This window comes from Pseudomonas sp. TH37 (assembly GCF_016650735.1).
GTDB lineage: Bacteria > Pseudomonadota > Gammaproteobacteria > Pseudomonadales > Pseudomonadaceae > Aquipseudomonas > Aquipseudomonas farris.
The window spans coordinates 268,649-288,834 of the sequence record NZ_JAEKFD010000001.1; the positions used below are offsets into that span (position 1 = coordinate 268,649).

Annotated in this window: 18 protein-coding genes and 4 tRNA genes; 8 read left to right on the forward strand and 14 right to left on the reverse strand. The window is 58.5% G+C overall.

Annotation, left to right across the window (positions count from 1 at the left end; translation table 11 throughout):
• The first annotated feature begins 110 nt into the window (after positions 1-110).
• Together JFU11_RS01265 and JFU11_RS01270 are read left to right on the forward strand one after the other, a co-directional pair.
• Positions 111-2,192 carry a carboxy terminal-processing peptidase gene (locus JFU11_RS01265; RefSeq protein WP_201059454.1) on the forward strand — a complete coding sequence of 694 codons (2,082 nt, stop codon included), beginning with the start codon at positions 111-113 and terminating at the stop codon, positions 2,190-2,192.
• A gap of 145 nt (positions 2,193-2,337) precedes the next feature.
• The gene (locus JFU11_RS01270) at positions 2,338-4,128 is read left to right on the forward strand and encodes a bifunctional diguanylate cyclase/phosphodiesterase (protein ID WP_201059456.1); all 1,791 of its coding nucleotides are present in this window, start codon (positions 2,338-2,340) and stop codon (positions 4,126-4,128) included.
• 147 nt (positions 4,129-4,275) lie between these two features.
• Here the strand turns inward: JFU11_RS01270 and JFU11_RS01275 are convergent, their stop codons facing one another.
• The 6 genes from JFU11_RS01275 to JFU11_RS01300 all read right to left on the reverse strand — a co-directional run bounded on the left by JFU11_RS01275 (position 4,276) and on the right by JFU11_RS01300 (position 7,790).
• The gene (locus JFU11_RS01275) at positions 4,276-4,605 is read right to left on the reverse strand and encodes a hypothetical protein (RefSeq protein WP_123720776.1); all 330 of its coding nucleotides are present in this window, start codon (positions 4,603-4,605) and stop codon (positions 4,276-4,278) included.
• Between the two features lie 488 nt (positions 4,606-5,093).
• Complete coding sequence (locus tag JFU11_RS01280; protein ID WP_201059458.1) at positions 5,094-5,501, reverse strand: SEL1-like repeat protein; 408 nt, start codon at positions 5,499-5,501, stop codon at positions 5,094-5,096.
• Entirely contained in the window at positions 5,502-5,873 is a 372-nt protein-coding gene (locus JFU11_RS01285) for a hypothetical protein (RefSeq protein ID WP_007898892.1), read from the reverse strand. It abuts the gene before it with no gap.
• Positions 5,870-6,211: a helix-turn-helix transcriptional regulator gene (locus tag JFU11_RS01290; protein ID WP_030131674.1), complete on the reverse strand. Its 342-nt coding sequence runs from the start codon at positions 6,209-6,211 to the stop codon at positions 5,870-5,872. Before JFU11_RS01290 ends, JFU11_RS01285 begins: the two co-directional genes overlap by 4 nt.
• A 115-nt stretch (positions 6,212-6,326) precedes the next feature.
• Complete coding sequence (locus JFU11_RS01295) at positions 6,327-6,782, reverse strand: YkvA family protein (RefSeq protein ID WP_123720774.1); 456 nt, start codon at positions 6,780-6,782, stop codon at positions 6,327-6,329.
• Between the two features lie 294 nt (positions 6,783-7,076).
• A complete protein-coding gene (locus tag JFU11_RS01300; protein ID WP_123720773.1) occupies positions 7,077-7,790 on the reverse strand; it encodes an FKBP-type peptidyl-prolyl cis-trans isomerase in 714 nt (237 codons plus the stop codon).
• Between the two features lie 269 nt (positions 7,791-8,059).
• Between JFU11_RS01300 and JFU11_RS01305 the strand changes: the two genes are divergently transcribed.
• Positions 8,060-9,892 carry a di-heme-cytochrome C peroxidase gene (locus JFU11_RS01305; protein WP_123721243.1) on the forward strand — a complete coding sequence of 611 codons (1,833 nt, stop codon included), beginning with the start codon at positions 8,060-8,062 and terminating at the stop codon, positions 9,890-9,892.
• Positions 9,893-9,895: 3 nt separating this feature from the next.
• Positions 9,896-11,032 carry a catalase family protein gene (locus tag JFU11_RS01310; RefSeq protein WP_123720772.1) on the forward strand — a complete coding sequence of 379 codons (1,137 nt, stop codon included), beginning with the start codon at positions 9,896-9,898 and terminating at the stop codon, positions 11,030-11,032.
• A 295-nt stretch (positions 11,033-11,327) separates the two neighbouring features.
• Here JFU11_RS01310 and JFU11_RS01315 read toward each other — a convergent pair.
• The 4 genes from JFU11_RS01315 to JFU11_RS01330 form a co-directional block, all read right to left on the reverse strand.
• Positions 11,328-11,404: transfer RNA gene (locus tag JFU11_RS01315), tRNA-Asp, on the reverse strand.
• Positions 11,405-11,423: 19 nt separating this feature from the next.
• Positions 11,424-11,499 (reverse strand) — tRNA-Val (locus tag JFU11_RS01320).
• A gap of 198 nt (positions 11,500-11,697) precedes the next feature.
• Positions 11,698-11,774, reverse strand: a tRNA-Asp gene (locus JFU11_RS01325).
• An 18-nt stretch (positions 11,775-11,792) separates the two neighbouring features.
• Positions 11,793-11,868, reverse strand: a tRNA-Val gene (locus JFU11_RS01330).
• A 161-nt stretch (positions 11,869-12,029) separates the two neighbouring features.
• On the opposite strand from JFU11_RS01330, the gene rdgC reads away from it, so the two are divergent.
• From rdgC to sugE, 3 genes are all read left to right on the forward strand, one after another.
• Positions 12,030-12,950: a recombination-associated protein RdgC gene (rdgC, locus tag JFU11_RS01335; protein WP_052967943.1), complete on the forward strand. Its 921-nt coding sequence runs from the start codon at positions 12,030-12,032 to the stop codon at positions 12,948-12,950.
• Positions 12,951-13,127: 177 nt separating this feature from the next.
• On the forward strand, positions 13,128-14,093 hold the full coding sequence (locus JFU11_RS01340; protein WP_201059460.1) for a bile acid:sodium symporter family protein: 966 nt from the start codon (positions 13,128-13,130) through the stop codon (positions 14,091-14,093).
• Positions 14,094-14,212: 119 nt separating this feature from the next.
• The gene (gene sugE, locus JFU11_RS01345; RefSeq protein ID WP_027922462.1) at positions 14,213-14,527 is read left to right on the forward strand and encodes a quaternary ammonium compound efflux SMR transporter SugE; all 315 of its coding nucleotides are present in this window, start codon (positions 14,213-14,215) and stop codon (positions 14,525-14,527) included.
• A gap of 125 nt (positions 14,528-14,652) precedes the next feature.
• On the opposite strand, the gene JFU11_RS01350 is transcribed toward sugE, so the two are convergent.
• The 4 genes from JFU11_RS01350 to JFU11_RS01365 all read right to left on the reverse strand — a co-directional run bounded on the left by JFU11_RS01350 (position 14,653) and on the right by JFU11_RS01365 (position 19,423).
• Positions 14,653-16,527: an MFS transporter gene (locus JFU11_RS01350; protein WP_201059462.1), complete on the reverse strand. Its 1,875-nt coding sequence runs from the start codon at positions 16,525-16,527 to the stop codon at positions 14,653-14,655.
• Between the two features lie 91 nt (positions 16,528-16,618).
• Positions 16,619-17,770, reverse strand: coding sequence for a TDT family transporter (locus JFU11_RS01355; RefSeq protein WP_201059464.1), 1,152 nt, complete (start codon positions 17,768-17,770; stop codon positions 16,619-16,621).
• 105 nt (positions 17,771-17,875) lie between these two features.
• Positions 17,876-18,187, reverse strand: a complete 312-nt coding sequence (locus JFU11_RS01360) for a hypothetical protein (protein ID WP_201059466.1) — start codon at positions 18,185-18,187, stop codon at positions 17,876-17,878.
• A gap of 42 nt (positions 18,188-18,229) precedes the next feature.
• Entirely contained in the window at positions 18,230-19,423 is a 1,194-nt protein-coding gene (locus JFU11_RS01365; protein WP_123720768.1) for an MFS transporter, read from the reverse strand.
• A 91-nt stretch (positions 19,424-19,514) separates the two neighbouring features.
• Between JFU11_RS01365 and JFU11_RS01370 the strand changes: the two genes are divergently transcribed.
• Positions 19,515-20,054, forward strand: coding sequence for a TetR/AcrR family transcriptional regulator (locus JFU11_RS01370; protein WP_123720767.1), 540 nt, complete (start codon positions 19,515-19,517; stop codon positions 20,052-20,054).
• Positions 20,055-20,186: the final 132 nt, after the last annotated feature.

The following is a 20,186-nucleotide window of genomic DNA, read 5'->3' on the forward strand; positions in this document are numbered from 1 at the left end:
CCCGAAGCTGTAGCGCCGGGCTTTTTGCATTATGCGACCGGTCCTTGTGGATCCGGCGACTTCAAAGACGGCCTAATATGCGTGATCAATTGTCCCCGCGTCGAATCAGCATGAAGCATTTTTTTCCCAGCACCGCCCTTGCTCTTGTCATTGGTCTCGGTCTTTTGCCGATGTCGAGCAATTCGTTCGCAGCCAACAGCTGGGACAAGCTTCAGCCCGATCGTGACGAAGTAATCGCCAGTCTGAACGTCGTCGAATTGCTCAAGCGTCACCATTACAGCAAACCACCGCTCGACGATGCACGCTCCGTGATCATCTACGACAGCTATATCAAGCTGCTGGATCCATCGCGCAGCTACTTCATGGCCAGCGATATTGCCGAATTCGACAAATGGAAAACCCAGTTTGACGACTTCCTCAAAAGCGGCGACCTGAACGCCGGGTTCACCATCTACAAGCGCTACCTGGACCGCGTCAAGGCGCGTCTGGACTTTGCCCTTGTCGAGCTGAACAAGGGCGTCGACAAAATCGACTTCACCACCAAGGAAACCTTGCTGGTCGATCGCAAGGATGCCCCTTGGCTCAAGACCACCGCCGATCTGGACGACCTGTGGCGCAAACGCGTCAAGGACGAAGTCCTGCGGATGAAGATCTCCGGCAAAGAGTCGAAGCAGATTCAGGAAACCCTGACCAAGCGTTACAAGAATCAACTGGCGCGTCTGGACCAGACCCGTGCAGAAGACATCTTCCAGGCGTACATCAATACCTTCGCCATGTCCTACGACCCGCACACCAATTATCTGTCGCCGGATAACGCGGAAAACTTCGACATCAACATGAGCCTGTCCCTGGAGGGCATCGGCGCCGTGTTGCAGAGCGATAACGATCAAGTGAAAGTCGTGCGTCTGGTGCCTGCCGGCCCGGCCGACAAGACCAAGCAGGTTGCACCGGCCGACAAGATCATCGGCGTAGCCCAGGGCAACAAAGAGATGGTCGACGTGGTCGGCTGGCGCCTGGACGAAGTGGTCAAACTGATTCGTGGTCCGAAAGGCACCGTGGTGCGCCTGGAAGTGATTCCGGCCAGCAATGCGCCGAACGACCAGACCACCAAAATCGTACCGATCACCCGCGAAGCGGTGAAGCTTGAAGACCAGGCAGTGAAGAAGTCGGTCCTCAACCTCAAGCAGGATGGCAAGGACTACAAGCTCGGTGTCATCGAGATCCCGGCCTTCTACCTGGACTTCAAAGCCTTCCGTGCTGGCGATCCGGACTACAAGAGCACCACCCGCGACGTCAAGAAGCTGCTGACCGAGCTGCAGAAAGACAAGGTCGACGGCGTGGTCATCGACCTGCGCAACAACGGCGGCGGTTCCTTGCAAGAGGCCACCGAGCTGACCAGTCTGTTCATCGACAAAGGTCCGACCGTACTGGTGCGTAACGCCGATGGCCGGGTCGATGTACTGGAAGATGAAAACCCGGGCGCGTTCTACAAAGGCCCGATGGCGTTGCTGGTCAACCGTTTGTCCGCCTCGGCTTCGGAGATTTTCGCCGGCGCCATGCAGGACTACCACCGCGCGCTGATCATCGGCGGCCAGACCTTCGGTAAAGGCACCGTGCAGACCATTCAGCCGCTGAACCATGGCGAACTGAAACTGACCCTGGCCAAGTTCTACCGGGTTTCCGGCCAGAGCACCCAGCATCAGGGCGTGCTGCCGGACATCGATTACCCGTCGATCATCGACACCAAGGAAATCGGCGAAAGCGCCCTGCCGGAAGCCATGCCATGGGACACCATCCGTGCGGCCATCAAGCCAGCGCTTGACCCGTTCAAACCGTACATCACTCAGCTCCAGTCCGAGCATGAGGTGCGCACGGCCAAGGACGCGGAGTTTGTGTTCATCCGCGATAAACTGGCCCTGGCGCAGAAGTTGATGAGCGAAAAAACCGTCAGCCTCAATGAAGCCGATCGTCGCGCACAACATGCCGATATCGAAGCCAAACAACTTGCCATGGAAAACATCCGTCGCAAGGCCAAGGGCGAAGAGCCGCTCAAAGAGCTGAAGAAAGAAGACGAAGATGCCATCGCGGCCGAGCAGGACAAGACCAAGCCAGAAGACGATGCTTATCTGAGCGAGACCGGGCGGATTCTGCTGGATTACTTGAAACTCAACACCGCGGTTGCCAAGCACTAAGTTGTTACAAGCAAGATGATGGCAATTTAATGTTGACGCTCCCCGGAGCATCATCAAACAGTCATCATTCTGTCGTGAAATACAGGACTGGGCGTGCTCTTTAACGAGAGCACGCCCAGTCCTTTTTTTATCGCCAGAGAACGCCATGACCACGACCGAACAGCTGAGTGCCTTGAGCTCAATACTGACTCAAAGCGGTTTGCACAGCCTGTTCCAGCCGATCATTTCCCTCTCTGAACGACGCATCATCGGTTACGAAGCCCTCAGCCGTGGCCCGTCCAACAGCCCGCTGCACTCCCCCGTCGCCCTGTTCGCGGTAGCCCGCCAGGCCGGTCGCCTCAGCGAACTGGAGATCGCTTGCCGTCAAAGTGCTTGCCGCCGTTTCAATGAACAGCAACTGCCCGGCAAACTCTTCCTCAATGTGTCCCCGGAATCCCTGCTCGAAGCCGCCCACCAACCCGGACGTACTTTGCAACTGCTGCAGGATTTCGGCATACCACCGAGCCAAGTGGTGATCGAACTCACCGAACAGACCCCGACAGACGATTTCCAGTTATTGCAAAACGCCCTGCATCACTATCGGGCAATGGGCTTTTCCATTGCGCTGGATGATCTGGGTGCGGGTTATTCGAGCTTGCGGCTCTGGTCTGAATTGCGCCCGGATTACGTCAAGATCGATCGGCATTTTATCGACGGCATTCATCAGGACGCGCTCAAGCGTGAGTTCGTCGGCTCGATCCTGCAGATCGCCAAGGCTTCGCGTGCAAAAGTGATCGCAGAAGGCATCGAATTACCGGAAGAACTGGCGGTGTTGACCGAGATGGGCGTCGATCTGCTGCAAGGCTATCTGCTCTGCCGGCCCCAGGAGCATCCGCCCCGCGATGCCCGAACTTTCATACCCAAACCAAACAGCGTCGCCGCAATACTGAACGAAGAAGTCAGCGACCTCAGCGCCCTGCTCAACGACCAAGCGGCGGTGACCAGCGACACCCCGACCGCCACCGTGCTGGAAGCCTTCCGCCGCCAGGCCAACCTGAACTCCCTGGCGGTGCTCGACGAACAGGGCCAGCCCTGCGGCATCGTCCACCGTCATTCGCTCTCCGATGCCTTGCTCAAGCCTTTTGCCACCGACCTGTTCGCCCGCAAGCCCATCAGCCGCTTGATGAGCGACGACTTCCTCGCCGTGGAGCTGAGCCAGTCGCTGCAACAGGTCAGCCGCCTGATCACCAGTCGCGCCCGCCAGCGTATCGAAGAAGACTTCATCATCACCCTCAACGGCGGCTATCTGGGGCTCGGCCGAGTGATCGACGTGCTCAAGCTGATTACCGAACTGAAAATCCAGCAAGCACGCTACGCCAACCCGCTGACCCTGCTACCGGGCAACGTGCCGATCCAGCAATGCCTGACACGGCTGCTGCAACAGGAACGGGAATCGGTGATCTGCTACGTGGACATCGACAGCTTCAAACCCTTCAACGACATCTACGGCTACGGTCGCGGGGATGAAGTCCTACTGTGCCTGGCACAATGCCTGAACGACCGCGTCGACCCTTCCCGCGACTTCGTCGGCCATATCGGCGGCGACGACTTCCTGCTGGTGCTCGGCCCGGAAGACTGGCGCAAACGCCTGAATCAATTGCTGGATGACTTCCACAGCCAATGCCGACGCTTTTACCGCAGCGAACACCTGGAAGCCGGCTGCTTCATCGCCCCCAACCGCCAGGGCGTAAGACAGGAATTTCCGCTGCTGTCCCTGTCCATCGGCGTGGTGCATTTGCATCCCCAGGCCTGTGGACAACTCGATGCGAGCCAGTTGGCGGAAATGGCATCACAGGCCAAGCACCACGCGAAGAATGTGCCGGGGTATAGCGTGCATGTGATTGATAGCCTGGCGGTGCCCGGACCAGAAGAAGAGCTGCTCATTGGGCATCGTTGATTGATCTGACGCCTTCGCGGGCAAGCCTCGCTCCCACAGGTTTTGTGTCGTTTGTGAATATTGCCTACGACACAAAACCTGTGGGAGCGAGGCTTGCCCGCGAAGAGGCCCGCTCAGGCACCATAAATTCCCAGGGCTAATCCGTCACTAGGCATCGCCTGAAGGCCGAGCCCGCAACCGCCGCCCAATCACATCCAGCACATCACACCCATCGCGCAGTGGAATGGCACAGAGCAAGGCAAAGTCGCTGAGTATCGTCGAATCACACTCGACTGAGCCGCGCATGGACAGGTTCTCAAGTACCTGGGTGACGGCACGAATTCGATAGCTGGCAGCATCGGTCAAAATATCGAGCGGCGCGTGGGTATCGACGAACAGCGTGGGCATGTCGTTGCAGTTGCTGGTGAGCGCCATGAAGCGGCTTTTGGGGTGGGGAATTGGTTTTTCGTAGGGTGGATCAGGGGTAATTGCCGTCATTGTTTGATTCCTAACGTATGGACTGGAGCCGCCAGAAATCACTTCCACGCAATAGGTGGCGGCTATACGCAGGTGTGGAAGACCAGGACGTTAGGCACCTGGCGCACTCGAAAGCGCCCCGCGCACAGCCACCATAAAACACAGACGATAAAAAACGCCGAACTGGTGGCGCTTGATGCGCCTAACGATAGAAGGGCTTCCACGCCCTGTCACTGAATTTGCAGTGACAACCCCAAGACTATCGATGGAGCGCATCGCGCACCAGTTCATGCAAACCGCTACAACTTGAAGGAAATCTCCGATGGATCTGCCCGGCAATAAACGCGCGAGACTTTGCGGGGGATCGATCAGGAAAGAAGTCGGGGAAGGATGATGTTGATGTAGGGCGATTCGCTAATGATCGCTCCATTAATCAACAAGCAGGCAGAAACGCAAACGTGGCGGGAGGTTTCCCTCACGCCACGTTCGTTTGTCAGACACACAATTGTTTAATCTGCAGAACCACTAGACGCCAACTCTTTCAATTTGAGTTCGGCCAGCGGATGCCCGGCCTTCGCCGCCATTTCCCACCAGCGAGCCGCTTCAGCCGGATCAGGCGCCTTGCTCGGCGTTCCGGCGAGGCTGATCACACCAACCTGATAGGCCGCCTTGCCATCCCCCGCCAACGCGGCCAGGCGCAGTAATCGCATCCCCTCCTCGCGTGCCCCAAGACCGACGCCGCGAAAGGTCAGAATGTGGCCATAGAAGCTCTGGGCGCCGACGTCCCCCAGGTTCGCCATGCGCGCGAACTGGCCCTCGAGCCAGCGCCAGCCTCGCGGCTGGCGCACAAACCACGGCCAGTGGAACAACCGGCGGGCCAGCCAGTAACTGGCCCGTGCCTTGAGTCGTAAAAACACTCAGGCTTCCGCCGACTCGGGGTACTCGTATTCGAACACCCGCACCACTTCCGAGGCATGCCAGGACGCGGCAGCCACGCCATCGGACGGGCCGGAAAAGCGCCCGAGACGCTCGACACATTCAAAGAAGCCGGTGCGCGGCAAGCGGCTGGCGCCTTGGCTGATCACCAACGAGCTGCGCAACGGCTGCTCGGCTCTGGCATCCAGCGCGGCCAGATGCTCAAGGGCTGCGGTCAAGGTTTGCATGGCCGGCGTGGGTAGCTGCAAACGCTCCAGCAACGCCCGATAAGTCAAAAGATGGCGCTGACGACGCGCCTGATCCAGCTCCCCCAACAATCCGTCCCAATGTTGACGACTGATGCGTACGCTCACGATTCATCCCTCCATCCTGGCACCGTCAATTCCCAGGCGAGGCTGCGGCGAATAGCAGCGTCGGGTTGACGCTCACCGCTTTCGATCAAGGCGAGATATGACGGGCTGATGCCTACCGTGCGGGCGAGCGCCTCAATGGCGATGCCCTTCCCTTCGCGCAAATTGCGTAGTTGATCCAGACCCGGAAGAATCTGGTCTGGTGCCGCCGCGGGAGGCACTGTGGCGTCGCGCGGTGGTTGTTGCTTGATGCCTGCTGCTTTCAGTAGAGCCTGATACTGAGCCCATGGCAGAACCGCATATTCGGGTTCACCTTCGCGTGTAATTATCTGGATATCCATGACCACCCCGTAGGACAACGACACTTAGCGAGTCGGCGCTTTTCCTTAGAAGTGTAATCCTAACAGCGGCCAAGGTCGCGGGGGGGCATGAATATCTGGAGGATTTTGAATTGGCTCAGTTTTTTTTCGGGCCCTGAAGCTGCAATTGTTCGGGGGTATCGGGCAGGCGTTCGACCACCGCAAGCTTTTCCGGCAGCTGACGCTTGCGCCAGGCACGGAAGGCGTTGAGTTCGTCATCAAGGACTTTCATCAACCAGGCCAGCACGGCAATGTCGTCGAGCATGCCGAATACCGGGATGAAATCCGGGATGGCATCCACCGGGCTGAGGAAATACATCAGGCCGGCCACCACCGAAACCAGTGCTTTCGGACTGATGGCCCGGTATTCGCCCCGCCAGTAGGCCAGGCAAAGTGCCTGTAACAGGCGCAGATCGTCTTTGATCTTGCCCAGGCGATTGCCCTGGCTCGCGCCTTTGCTGGCAACAGCGAACAGCAAGGTCGGCAAACGACCACGGGCCAGCAGGCGTCCGGCCAGAGGCAGAAAACGAGCGAAATTCCAAGGTGCTTTCATCATTTTCTCCCACTGAAATGTTATCCACACAAATTGTGGATAACCTTGTGAACAGAGCTGCATTTCATCGCTGAAAGCCCCGTTTCATAAGGGCCTGACTCAGATCGGGCGTTTTTTACTCACATAAAAAAACCCAAGAATTCATTGACTTGGCGCACCGGTCCGTCTAGCTCAAGCGCTCTCACTGGCTATGACTCCAGCGTACCGCATCTGTTCGCTTTGTTTACCGCCACTGAACGCCAGATGCAACAACGCCCCGCATAAGCGAGGCGTTGTTTTTCGAGCAGACGCGTATTACTTGGTGGCGTCTTGTTTTGCTGGGTCCTTGATGGCCAGCAGCTCCAGGTCGAATACCAGCACCGAGTTGGCTGGAATCGCCGGGCTTGGGCTTTGGGCGCCGTAAGCCAGTTCGCTAGGGATGTACAGTTTGTACTTCTCGCCAACGTGCATCAGTTGCAGGCCTTCGACCCAACCCGGAATCACACCGCTGACCGGCAGATCGATCGGGCTGCCGCGCTCGACGGAACTGTCGAAAACGGTGCCGTTGGTCAATTTACCGGTGTAGTGAACAGTCACTACGTCGGTCGGCTTAGGCTGAGCGCCATCGGCTTTCTTGACCACTTCATATTGCAGACCGGAAGCGGTGGTGGTGACACCGGCTTTCTTGCCGTTCTCTTCGAGGAATTTCTTGCCGGCGGCTGCCGACTCTTCGCTCATCTTGGCCAAACGCTCTTCAGCACGCTTTTGCAGTGCGGCGAAGGCTTCGACCAACTCTTCATCTTTCAGCTTCTGTTCTTTCTTGCCGACGGCATCTTCGATGCCCTGGGCAACTGCTTTGGAATCCAGGTCATCCATGCCTTCCTGAGCCAGGCTTTTGCCCATGTTCAGGCCGATACCGTAGGAAGCTTTTTGCGCCGGGGTTTTCAGCTCTACGCTGGTCTGCGAATCACAACCCGCAAGTACCAGGCCAACCAGGGCCACCGCCGCCGCCAACCGATGCTGTTTCATGCTATTTCCTTGTTCATGCGCCTAAAGGGCAATCGAGTAAAGCCGCGAGCTTATCAGGCCGCCACGACCAATGGCTACCGGCATGAGAGCCGGAAACGCCTGATAAGTTCAGGTGTTTCAACGCATTTCGGCTATAGAAGGATGAAGCTTCTGTCATTTGGCTCTTACAGACTCAAGGGCCGGCTCCCACAGCCTCTGGCGTAATGGCCTCTTGCCGCACCTCGTCAGCTGAGGCATAAGAGAGCTACAAATTTACAAGGATGTTTATCTTGCGCCTCATATTCCGCTTGCTGATTCTGATCGCAGTATTACTGGGGCTAGGCCTCGCCATAGTGCTGTATTACGTCGCCAACCCGAGATTACCGGCCTGGTCACCGGCGCAACAGGTGAATTACCTGGAGCAATGGAGCGCCGCCGACCGACAGGCTTACTACTTCACACCTCAGGGTACCCAGGTCAAAGGCTTGCGCTATGACTGGTTCAACGCCCTGGAATTGCCCTTCTCGCAAAAACGATTCGCCGCTCCTGAATACCTCGCACGCTTTGGTTTTCTGATCGACCCGAGCCAGAAAGCCACGCCGAACAATCCTGGTAACCTGCCCGTCGGTTTTGCCCGTCATCAAAACCCCGGCAGCCAGGACGAGTTTCTGGACATCACCTGCGCCGCCTGCCACACCGGCGAATTGCGTTTCAATGGCCAGGCCGTACGCATCGACGGCGGCTCGGCCCAGCATGTGTTGCCATCCAGCGTTCCGACCCTGCGAGGCGGCAGCTTCGGCCAGGCACTGGTGGCCAGCCTCGCCTCGACTTACTACAACCCCTGGAAATTCGAACGTTTCGCACGCAACGTTCTGGGCCAGGACTACGACGCACGGCATCAAAAGCTACGCCAGGATTTTAAAGTCTCACTCGATACCTTCTTGAAAGTGGCCTGGAACGACACCCATCGCGGCCTCTACCCCACCGAAGAAGGCCCCGGCCGCACAGATGCCTTCGGGCGTATTGCCAACGCCAGCTTCGGCGACGCGATTTCACCCGCCAACTACCGCGTAGCCAACGCACCGGTGGACTACCCGCAACTGTGGGACATGTGGACCTTCGACTGGGTGCAGTGGAACGGTTCGGCGCAGCAACCGATGGCCCGTAATATCGGAGAAGCCTTGGGAGTGGGCGCCACGCTGAATTTCTTCGACAGCAGCGGGCAGCCGCTCAAGGGCGACGACCGCTACCCGTCCAGTGTCCGGGTGCGCGATCTGCACCGGATCGAGGAAACCCTGCAACGACTCAAACCGCCTGCCTGGCCGGAAGCCCTGTTGGGCAACATCGACAAGCCTCTGGCCGCAAAAGGCCGCGAACTATTCGCTGAAAACTGCGCCGGGTGCCACGTACCTCGCGTCACCCAAAGCGACGGCAGACCGGTGCATCATCTGAAATTACTGCCTGTGGAGGTGATTGGCACAGACGCCGGCGCCGCCAACAATATTGCTGATCACCGCTTCGATCTGACGGCCTTGCAGTGGGATCCGGCAGAACTTGCGCAACTGGACGTACAACTGCATCCCAAACCCACAGAACCATTGGATATGAGCCAGTTGTCAGTGGCCAAGGGACTGGCTTACGTCACTGCTTTCGTGAGTAACCAGGCCTACCGCGAAGCCAACGTGACACCTGCAGAGCGCCCGAACCTGGACGGATTCGGCCTGCCGATCGGTGTTCAGGAATTACGCAGCTACAAAGCCCGACCATTGGCAGGCGTCTGGGCTACGCCGCCGTTTCTGCATAACGGTTCGGTACCCAGTATTTATCAACTGCTCTCGCCCCAGGATGAACGCGCCACCTCGTTCTACAAGGGCACCTTCGAATACGACCCCAAACATTTGGGTTATCGCACCGAAGCCTTCACCAACGGTTTTGTGTTTGATACGCGCGTCACTGGCAATCACAACAGCGGTCACGAGTTCCGCGCAGGCGAGCGCGGGAACGGCGTCATTGGTCGCCTGCTGCAGCCGGAGGAACGCTGGGCGCTGCTGGAATACCTGAAAGTGTTGGGCGGCCCGATGGAGTCGCAACTGCCAGACCGCCGCCTCAGTCAAAAGGATTGACCCATGCTGATTACTCTCTGGCTGCGCCTGGGCGCCTTCCTTGGCAAAACCCTGCTGTGGTTGCTGGGTCTGGGCCTGCTCGGCTGGGCGCTGATCATGGCCTGGTCCGCCTGGCAGCATCGCGGCCCGGTATCGGCCGAAGAACTGATTCCGGACGGCGAAGCGGCAATGACCCAGGACATCATCCAGACGGCCGTGCGTATCGTCGATCAACACCGTGAAAGTACTCGCTACCTGCGCGATGCCCATGCCAAAGCCCATGGCTGCGTGAAGGCCGAGGTTCAGGTGCTGCCAGATCTGGCGGCGGAGTTACGTCGAGGCGTGTTCAGCGAACCCGGCAAAACCTGGCAAGCGACGATGCGGCTGTCCAATGGCAATGCGTATCCGCAGTTCGATAGCGTCCGCGATGCCCGGGGTATGGCGATCAAACTGTTCGATGTGCCTGGTAAACAGCTGCTGAATGACCGACAAGGGCGCAGCGAACAAGATTTCGTGATGTTCAACCATCCGAACTTCTTTGTCAGCGATGTCGCCGAGTATCGTCAGAATGTGGCCGCTCAGGCTGATGGCAAAAAGGTCATGGCGTTCTTCCCGGGTTGGGACCCGCGCACCTGGCAGCTTCGCCATCTGTTTATCGCGCTGGCGACGCTCTCCCCTGCCCCGGCAAGCCCGACGCAGACCACTTACTTTTCGGTTTCGCCGTACAAGTTTGGTGACGCCAATGCCAAATTCCGGGTGATGCCGGATCCTGATAACTGCCCGGCCTACGCGCTGCCCACGCAAAATCAAAACCTGCCGAACTTCCTGCGCAGTGCGCTGAACCAGCAGCTGTCGACCGATCGGGTGCCGGCGTGTTTCGTCTTGCAGATCCAGCGTCAGGATGCGGGCAAGTACATGCCGATCGAAGACACCAGCATCGAATGGCGTGAACGCGATGCACCCTTCGAAACCGTGGCCCGGATCAAACTGCCTGCCCAGGATTTCGACACCCCGGCGCTGAACCTGCAATGCGACAACCAATCGTTCAACCCATGGTTCGGCCTTGAAGCCCATAGGCCGATTGGCGGGATCAACCGGTTGCGCAAAGCGGTGTACGAGGCCGTCAGCGACTACCGGCACAGTCGTAACGCCGAACAATAGGCAAGACAGAAACGAAAAAAGCGACCCGAACAGGTCAATGCTGGTCAGGTGCGGAACCTGTGGGAGCGGGCTTGCTCGCGAAAGCGGTATGTCAGGCGACATCAATGGTGAATGTGCTGCCGTCATCGCGGGCAAGCCCGCTCCCACAGGGATTTCGCGTAACTTAAAGGCATCACCCGAACAGGTCGTTTTTTCAGTGGGAGGCCAGCACAAAGCCAAATCCCAGACAGCAAAAAGCCCGCATTAAGCGGGCTTTCTGTGGTGATCTGGCGTTCAGCGTTCCAGATACCGAATATGGCGCAGCGGACGGGACTCGAACCCGCGACCCCCGGCGTGACAGGCCGGTATTCTAACCGACTGAACTACCGCTGCGCGTAGCGTTGAAAGTAAGTGGTGGGTGATGACGGGATCGAACCGCCGACATTCTGCTTGTAAGGCAGACGCTCTCCCAGCTGAGCTAATCACCCTTTACCTTCGTTGCGGGGCGCATTGTGCCACAGATTTTCATAAAGTGTTGATTTAATTGATAAATTTATCAAAAAATCTGAAAACCGGTAAAACGACACGACCTGCAGGAACAACGTTCAAACCATGGACAGAAAAAAACCCGCGTTAGCGGGCTTTTCCGTGGTGACCTGGCGTTCAGCGTTCCAGGTTACCGAATATGGCGCAGCGGACGGGACTCGAACCCGCGACCCCCGGCGTGACAGGCCGGTATTCTAACCGACTGAACTACCGCTGCGCGTAACACTAAAGCGAATGGTGGGTGATGACGGGATCGAACCGCCGACATTCTGCTTGTAAGGCAGACGCTCTCCCAGCTGAGCTAATCACCCTTCACTTTCGGTGTGGCGCGCATTCTACGGAGCGACCCAACCTCTGGCAAGCACTTTTTTAATTAATTTTCTCAGGCCTTCCAAAGGCTTAGAGAAGGGTTGGCCTATGGCACACGGAGGACAATAATGCCCCCCTTTGTATAAAGGAGAGACTCATCCCCATGTGGTTCAAAAACCTGCTTATCTATCGCCTGACCCAAGATCTGCCTTTTGATGCCGAGGCGTTGGAAACTGCACTGGCCACCAAACTGGCGCGTCCATGTGCAAGCCAGGAGTTGACCACCTACGGTTTCGTCGCGCCATTCGGTAAGGGCGAAGACGCGCCGCTGGTGCACATCAGCGGTGACTTCCTGCTGATCGCCGCCCGAAAGGAAGAGCGCATTCTGCCGGGCAGCGTCGTACGCGACGCGGTGAAGGAAAAGGTCGAAGAGATCGAAGCCGAACAAATGCGCAAGGTCTATAAAAAGGAACGCGATCAGATCAAGGATGAAATCATCCAGGCCTTCCTGCCCCGGGCCTTTATCCGCCGCTCGTCGACCTTCGCCGCCATCGCGCCGAAACAGGGCCTGATCCTGGTTAACTCGGCTAGCCCGAAACGTGCCGAAGACCTGCTGTCCACTCTGCGCGAAGTGATCGGCTCGCTGCCAGTGCGTCCGCTGACGGTGAAGATGTCGCCGACCGCCACCATGACCGAATGGGTCACCACCCAGAAAGCCGCGAATGATTTCTTCGTGCTGGATGAGTGCGAGCTGCGCGACACCCACGAAGACGGCGGCATCGTGCGCTGCAAGCGTCAGGACCTGACCAGCGAAGAAATCCAGCTGCACCTGAGCACCGGCAAAGTGGTCACTCAACTGTCACTGGCCTGGCAGGACAAACTGTCGTTCGTGCTCGACGACAAAATGGTGGTCAAGCGCCTGAAGTTCGAAGATCTGCTGCAAGATCAGGCGGAACAGGACGGTGGCGACGAAGCCCTGGGCCAGCTGGACGCCAGCTTCACCCTGATGATGCTGACCTTCGGCGACTTCCTGCCGTCGATGGTTGAAGCGCTGGGTGGTGAAGAGACCCCGCAGGGTATCTAAAAAACAACCGGTTCCCATTGAAGGAACCGGATCAAATGTGGGAGCTGGCTTGCCTGCGATGGCGGCGTGTCAAACGGCTTAAATGTAGTCTGGCACACCGCTATCGCAGGCAAGCCAGCTCCCACATTGATTGGATTTCCAAACTGGGAATCTCACTAATTCAGCAAGGATCAGGCCATGCGCGCACTGGCTGCATTGAGTCGTTTTGTCGGCAACACCTTCGCTTACTGGGTACTGATTTTCGCCGTCGTGGCGTTTCTGCAACCGGCCTGGTTCATCGGTTTGAAAGGCGCCATTGTGCCGCTGCTGGGGCTGGTGATGTTCGGCATGGGCCTGACCCTCAAGCTCGAAGACTTCGCCGAAGTCGCTCGTCATCCGTGGCGTGTGGCCTTGGGTGTGGTTGCCCATTTCGTGATCATGCCCGGTGTGGCGTGGTTGCTCTGCCAGGTTTTCCACTTGCCACCGGAAATCGCCGTCGGTGTGATTCTGGTCGGTTGCTGCCCAAGCGGCACCTCGTCGAACGTGATGACCTGGCTGGCGCGCGGCGATCTGGCGTTGTCGGTGGCCATTGCCGCTGTCACCACCCTCCTCGCTCCGCTGCTGACGCCGGCACTGATCTGGCTGCTGGCCTCGGCCTGGTTGCCGGTGTCGTTCATGGAGCTGTTCTGGTCGATCCTGCAAGTCGTGCTGCTGCCGATCGTGCTCGGCGTGGTTGCCCAGCGCGTACTCGGTGATCGGGTTCGTCACGTGGTAGACGTGCTGCCACTGGTGTCGGTGGTGAGCATCGTGATCATCGTCACTGCCGTGGTGGCCGCCAGCCAGGCGAAGATTGCCGAATCCGGCCTGCTGATCATGGCCGTGGTGATGTTGCACAACAGCTTCGGCTACTTGCTGGGTTACTTCACCGGGCGCCTGTTCAACCTGCCATTGGCCCAGCGCAAATCCCTGGCACTGGAAGTGGGCATGCAGAACTCCGGCCTGGGCGCGGCGCTGGCCAGTGCGCACTTCTCGCCGCTGGCAGCGGTGCCAAGCGCGTTGTTCAGCGTCTGGCACAACATTTCCGGGGCGCTGCTCTCGACGTATTTCCGTCGTATGAGCGAGAAAGAAGACCGGCAACTCGCTGCTCAGCAGGCAGCGGATTAAGCCGCAAACTTGATCCTCGGATTAATGATGGGCACTCTAATGCGCAATGCGGGGACGACCTCGCGGCTCGATCGAGTGATTAATCCGGGGACGACCCCATCCATTGATGGAGGTCTTTGATGTCCTGGATCATTCTGTTTTTCGCCGGCCTGTTCGAAGTCGGCTGGGCCGTCGGCCTGAAATACACTGACGGTTTCAGCCGCCCTCTTCCTACCGCACTGACCGTTGCCGCCATGGCGATCAGCCTTGGCCTGCTGGGCCTTGCGATGAAGGAATTGCCGCTGGGCACGGCCTATGCGATCTGGACTGGCGTGGGCGCGGTGGGCACGGTGATCGCCGGGATTATTCTGTTTGGTGAATCCATGGCGTTGTTTCGGCTGGCCAGTGTGGCGTTGATCATTGCCGGGTTGGTTGGGCTCAAGGTTAGCGCTTAGGCCTCCGACGCCATCGCGGGCAAGCCCGGCTCCCACAGGTTTTGTGTTGTGCCACATAGTGTGGACACACCATCAATCCTTGTGGGAGCCGGGCTTGCCCGCGATGAGGCCCGCCCGATCACCGACTACCTGACGGCCCCACGCAATTCCCCCACCAACCCTTGCAATGTCGCCGGTTCAGCCACTTCAACGGCCACCGCCGGCCCCGCCACCAGGGTCACCCGCGACCACAGCCTGCGAAACACGCCCTTGGCTGGATCACGGCTGAAGAAACTCCCCCACACCCCCTGCAATGCCAACGGAATCACCGGCACCGGCGTTTCTTCGAGAATCCGCGTCAGCCCGCCCTTGAATTCGTTGATCTCGCCATCGGCGGTCAACTTGCCTTCAGGGAAAATGCACACCAGTTCGCCGTCCTTCAGATACTGGGCGATGCGGGTGAAGGCTTTTTCGTAGATCTGAATGTCTTCCTGACGTCCGGCAATCGGAATCGTCCCCGCCGTGCGGAAGATGAAGTTCAGCACTGGCAAGTTGTAGATTTTGTAATACATCACAAAGCGAATTGGCCGACGCACTGCGCCGCCAATCAGCAACGCGTCGACGAACGACACATGGTTGCAAACCAGCAATGCCGCGCCCTCATCGGGAATCAGCTCCAGATTGCGATGCTCGACGCGGTACATGGAATGGCCAAGCAGCCAGATCATGAAGCGCATGCTGAACTCGGGGACGATTTTGAAGATGTAAGCGTTGACGCCGATGTTCAGCAGCGACACCACCAGGAACAGCTGTGGGATCGACAGCTTGGCAAGGCTCAACAAGACGATCGACACAATGGCCGAGACCACCATGAACAGGGCGTTAAGAATGTTGTTGGCGGCGATCACCCGCGCCCGTTCGTTCTCGACGGTGCGCGACTGGATCAGCGCATACAGCGGCACAATGTAGAAACCGCCGAAGATCCCAAGCCCGAGGATGTCGATCAACACCAGCCAGGCGTGGCCAAACCCAAGGACTTCGATCCAGCCATGGCCAGCAACGCTGTCGGGAATTCCGCCGGAATGCCACCACAGCAACAGGCCAAACACCGTCAGACCGAATGAGCCGAACGGCACCAGACCGATCTCGACTTTGCGCCCGGAGAGTTTCTCGCAGAGCATCGAACCCAGTGCGATACCGACCGAGAACACCGTAAGAATCAGCGTCACCACGGTCTCGTCGCCGTGCATCCATTCCTTGGCATAGGCCGGGATTTGCGTCAGATAAATCGCCCCGACAAACCAGAACCATGAGTTGCCGACGATCGAACGCGATACCGCGGGCGTTTGCCCGAGGCCCAGCTTCAAGGTGGCCCAGGACTGGCTGAAGATATTCCAGTTCAAACGCATTTCCGGCGATGCCGCTGCGGCCCGGGGAATGCTGCGGCTGGCCAGGTAACCGAGCACCGCGATACCGATGATTGCCGTGGACACGACCGGCGCGTAGTTGCTGGTGGACATCATGATCCCGGCACCAATCGTCCCGGCGAGAATCGCCAGGAAGGTGCCCATTTCCACCAGACCATTGCCGCCCACCAGCTCCTCTTCGCGCAAGGCCTGTGGCAGGATCGAGTACTTCACCGGCCCGAACAGCGCCGAGTGGGTACCCATGGCAAACAGCGCCAGCAGCATCAGCGACAGGTGATCGAACATGAAACCGACCGCCCCCACCGTCATGATGACGATTTCCCCGAGCTTGATCAGACGGATCAGGGCGTCCTTGGCGAACTTTTCCCCGAATTGCCCGGCCAGGGCCGAGAACAGGAAAAACGGCAAGATAAACAGCAACGCACACAAGTTGACCCAGATCGAACGGTCACCCTCGATTGTCAGCTTGTACAAAATGGCGAGGATCAGCGACTGCTTGAAGATGTTGTCGTTGAAGGCCCCGAGGGACTGCGTGACAAAAAACGGCAGGAAGCGCCGAGTGCGAAGCAAGGTGAACTGTGAGGGGTGACTCATCTTCCATGTGTCCCTGATTTTGGGTGGCGTGGATACTGTTATTGGAATGTCGAGCGTCGATCCAGGCCACAGATTACCTAATCTTTGCCCCTTATTTCTTTAATCCTGCAATGCACGGCGAGACAAATAGCTCACCTCGCCACGCACCCTGCACCGTACGCTTGGCGACTATCAGCCACATCACCGCCAGCATTGCCACCAACAGGCAACCAAAGACACTGAAAAACGTCAGGCTCAAGGTGCTGGCCAGTTTCAGCGTAGCCAGTGAGTAGACACCCAGCGGAAAAGTGAAGCCCCACCAGCCGAGGTTGAACGGGATACCGGCGCGCAAGTAACGCACGGTGATCAACAGCGCAATCAACATCCACCAGAGCCCGAAGCCCCACAACGTGATGCCGGCCACCAAGCCAAGCCCAGCGGCGATCTCGCCAATACCCGGCAGACCGTTGGCGGCAAAGATCGTCGGTGCGTCGGCGCCCAACAGCAACATGCCCAATGCTCCGGTACCGATGGGACCGAGGGCCAGCCAGCTCGAGGCAGCCATGTTTTCATGGGGCAATTTATGCAACGCCATGCGCAATAACAGGATAGTCAGAATGCTGAACGCCACCGGCAGGGAAAAGGCCCAGAGCACGTAGCTGGTCACCAACACCACCCATTGTGAATGAGCATCGGCCAGGTGCGGCGCCAGCAAGCCACCGCTGGCAGCCGCCACTTCCGCCGCCACCACCGGCAACAGCCAGACGGCGGTCATCTGGTCGATGCTGTGCTCCTGACGGGTAAACATCATGTAGGGAATCAATACCCCGCAGGCCAGCGACATCACCACGTCCAGCCACCACAGCACTTCGGCGAGATGAATCACACCGTCACCCCAGCGCGGCAAACCGAACAACAGAAAGCCATTGATGATGGTCGCAAGGCCCATGGGAATGGTGCCGAAAAACATCGAAACCGTGGAATGGCCGAAAATCCGTCGCGCCTCGTCGAAGAACATGACCCAACGCGCGGCATACATGGCCGTGAACACCACAAACAAAGCGATGTTGAATAGCCACAGGCTTTCGGCAAACGCATGCAGACCGGGATTCGACACCGGCAATTGCGCAAGCGCCAGCGCCAATACACCCGTGCCCATGGTCGCCGCGAACCAGTTGGGGGTGAATTGGCGGATGGCCTCTCGAGGGTGCTGCAAATGACTGAGCGGTTTGATACCGGGTTTAACGCTATGGGTGCAGGTCATGGTGAACTCCTGTCCTCTCGTGAGGTGGAGCTCATGGTAGATCCGAATCGAATATCGATATAACGGGTAATATCTCTAACTGTTATCTGTTTTACAGATAACGTCTCAGACGCTGCCTTCGGTCTCGATCACCAATATGCGCGCCACACCCAGTGGATGAGCCACATGCTCGGTGCCCACCGAGGCATAAAAAATATCGCCGATCTCGAGTAGCGTTTCCTTCTCCAGGCCTTCTTCGCGATAACGCATCTGCACCTGCCCATCGAGCACCACGAACACTTCCTGACCGTCGTTGATGTGCCATTTATAGGGCTGATCGGTCCAGTGCAAACGGGTGGTAATGCCGTTCATGTTAGCGATATCCAACGCCGCCCAGGCGCGGTCACCGGTGAAGGATTTGCTGCGGATGATCTTCATGGGGCGGTCCGTCGAAATGAATGGCGGTGCCAAGGCTAACGGTCATCGAACATCGACGCCACAGGCTTTGACGGACCGCTCACGCATCAACCCGAAGAGCGCACCGAGCGACAGGATAATCAGCACCGCGCCATAACCATCGGTGGTTGCCACCAAGCCAAAGGTCCGCGTCAGACCGCCAGCCAGCAACGACGGCAAGCAGAACGCCAAGTAACTGAGCGCATAGAACGCCGACATCAAACCCGCCCGCTCATGAGGCAAGGCCAGCGGCACGATGCTTCGCAAGGCACCCAGGAAACCCGCGCCAAAACCGCCGCCCGCCACCAGGGTGCCGAAGAAAAACAACGGCAGGCTGGCGCTGTGTACCGCCAGCAGAATCAGCGCAACGCCCGCAGGCAGCAGGCTCGCGCCCAACAGCAAGACTTTGTCGGCCGGCCGATTGCGCAAGGTGTAGATCATCAATGCACCGGTCACTGTCAACACGGCCACCGTCGCCCCACCAATCAGATTCGAGGTGGACCCAGTGGCGGTCCGCACCAAAGACGGCGCCAGGGAAGCGAAAAAACCACCGAGCGCCCAAACCGCCAGATCTATCGGCAGCACCCGCCACAGCATACGCCGCGCCTGAATCGGCACATGCAAGGTCGGGCGCAGCGAGGCCCAGGCACCCGATTGCCGTGTGACGCTTTCCGGCAGGCGCCAGACGTACAACGCTTGCATCACAAACAGCGCGAACAGCACCCAATAGGTCAATTGCAGCGGCAGCGGCGCAAACTCGGCCAACACACCGCAGCCCATGGCACCCAGCGCCATGCCCAGCAACGGCGCGACGCTGTTGACCATCGGCCCTTGCTGACGGTCGGTGTCCAGCAGCGCCGCACTCAAAACGGCGGTGGCCATGCCCGTGGCAAAACCCTGCAGGACCCGGGCACTGATCAGCCAGGCAACGCTGTCGGCGTTGATAAACAGCAACATCGCCAGCATGTTCAGCAATACGGCGGTAAAAATCACCGGTTTGCGCCCCAGATAATCCGAAAGCGAACCGACCGTGAGCAACGCCGCCAGCAAGCTGAGGGCGTAGACGCCGAAAATCAGGGTCAGGGTCGCTGCCGAGAACTGCAGGTGTTCTTGATACAAGTGATACAACGGCGTTGGCGCGGTGGAAGCGGCGAGAAAACTGAGTAAGGTGATCGCCAGAAACCACAGGCTGGAACGGTTTGACGTTAGACGAGACATAAGCACACTCCGCAAAAGCTAACTTTTTGCTTTTGCGGAGTGTGCTACTGGTAAACGCTTAAAGCAAATTCTTTGTGTTAAGGTCCGCCGTATGGCTATTAAAGAAGGTTTACGTCCTGGGGGCCGCAGCGCCAGGGTGCAAGAGTCGATTCATTCGGCAGTCCGCGCGCTCCTCGAAGAACAGGATCGCGCGAGCGTGACCGTGCCGCAAATCGCTGCCCGGGCCGGAGTGACGCCGTCGACCATTTACCGGCGCTGGGGTGATCTGTCGGCGCTATTGGCCGACGTCGCCCTCGCCCGCATGCGCCCCGACAGCGAACCGGCCAACACCGGCAGCCTGCGCGGTGACGTGCGGGCCTGGGCGGAGCAGTATCTGGACGAAATGAGTTCCGAGCCCGGGCGCAACATGATGCGCGACGTGCAATCCAGCGCCACGCCGGGTTATTGCGTGGCGATCATTGGCGGGCAGTTGCAGACGATTCTGGATCGCTATCCCGAGCAGCCTAAGCCGAGTGTCGATCGACTGATCAATATGGTGGTGGCACCGACGGTGTTTCGCATCCTGTTTGCGGCGCAGGCGCTGGAGGTTGAAGAGTTGCATCGGCTGATTGATATTGCGTTGAGTCAGTAACCGCCATCGCGAGCAGGCTCGCGATGAAGGCCGCACAGGCACCAGAGATCTGACGGTCTCCCAACCTGCGACACCCCACCACGCCACGACCTTGGTCGACACTGACTAACTCAAGCGGTCATGCGAGACTGT